1 rRNA gene is annotated in these 1,662 nt (G+C 57.2%); it reads left to right on the top strand.

Annotation, left to right across the window (positions count from 1 at the left end):
- Positions 1–51 precede the first annotated feature (51 nt).
- Positions 52–1,662 (top strand): 23S ribosomal RNA (locus tag ACZ4UX_RS36940); the annotation flags it as partial.

The following is a 1,662-nucleotide window of genomic DNA, read 5'->3' on the forward strand; positions in this document are numbered from 1 at the left end:
GTGGGTGACTGGTCGTTGTTTGAGAACTGCACAGTGGACGCGAGCATCTGTGGCCAAGTTTTTAAGGGCGCACGGTGGATGCCTTGGCACCAGGAACCGATGAAGGACGTGGGAGGCCACGATAGTCCCCGGGGAGCCGTCAACCAGGCTTTGATCCGGGGGTTTCCGAATGGGGAAACCCGGCAGTCGTCATGGGCTGTCACCCATACCTGAACACATAGGGTATGTGGAGGGAACGCGGGGAAGTGAAACATCTCAGTACCCGCAGGAAGAGAAAACAACCGTGATTCCGGGAGTAGTGGCGAGCGAAACCGGATGAGGCTAAACCGCGATGGTGTGAGACCCGGCAGGGGTTGCCATCGCGGGGTCGTGGGATTCTTCTTGATCGGTCTGCCGGCCGGTCGACGAGTCAGAAACCGTATGGGTAGTCGAAGGACATGCGAAAGGTCCGGCGTAGAGGGTAAGACCCCCGTAGACGAAATCTGTACGGCTCGTTTGGAGAACACCCAAGTAGCACGGGGCCCGAGAAATCCCGTGTGAATCTGGCGGGACCACCCGCTAAGCCTAAATATTCCCTGGTGACCGATAGCGGATAGTACCGTGAGGGAATGGTGAAAAGTACCGCGGGAGCGGAGTGAAATAGTACCTGAAACCGTGTGCCTACAAGCCGTGGGAGCGTCGTTCATCAGCTTGCTGATGGGCCGTGACTGCGTGCCTTTTGAAGAATGAGCCTGCGAGTTTGCGGTGTGTAGCGAGGTTAACCCGTGTGGGGTAGCCGTAGCGAAAGCGAGTCCGAATAGGGCGATTGAGTTGCATGCCCAAGACCCGAAGCGGAGTGATCTAGCCATGGGCAGGTTGAAGCGGAGGTAAGACTTCGTGGAGGACCGAACCCACCAGGGTTGAAAACCTGGGGGATGACCTGTGGTTAGGGGTGAAAGGCCAATCAAACTCCGTGATAGCTGGTTCTCCCCGAAATGCATTTAGGTGCAGCGTCACGTGTTTCTTGCCGGAGGTAGAGCACTGGATAGGCGATGGGCCTCACCGGGTTACTGACCTTAGCCAAACTCCGAATGCCGGTAAGTGAGAGCGTGGCAGTGAGACTGTGGGGGATAAGCTCCATGGTCGAGAGGGAAACAGCCCAGAACACCGACTAAGGTCCCTAAGCGTGTGCTAAGTGGGAAAGGATGTGGAGTCGCAGAGACAACCAGGAGGTTGGCTTAGAAGCAGCCACCCTTGAAAGAGTGCGTAATAGCTCACTGGTCAAGTGATTCCGCGCCGACAATGTAGCGGGGCTCAAGCACATCACCGAAGTCGTGTCATTGCAGCATATAGGGCCAACGCCTGCTGTGATGGGTAGGGGAGCGTCGTGTGCCGGGTGAAGCGGCGGTGGAAACCAGTCGTGGACGGTACACGAGTGAGAATGCAGGCATGAGTAGCGATACAAGAGTGAGAAACTCTTGCGCCGATTGACCAAGGGTTCCTGGGTCAAGCTGATCTGCCCAGGGTAAGTCGGGACCTAAGGCGAGGCCGACAGGCGTAGTCGATGGACAACGGGTTGATATTCCCGTACCCGCTTTGAAGCGCCAACGTCGAACCAGGTGATGCTAAAGCCGTGAAGCCGGCCCGGAGTCTTCGGACAAAGGGACGTGGTGGAGCCGCTGA

The sequence above is a fragment of the Kitasatospora sp. NPDC028961 genome, from assembly GCF_055564815.1.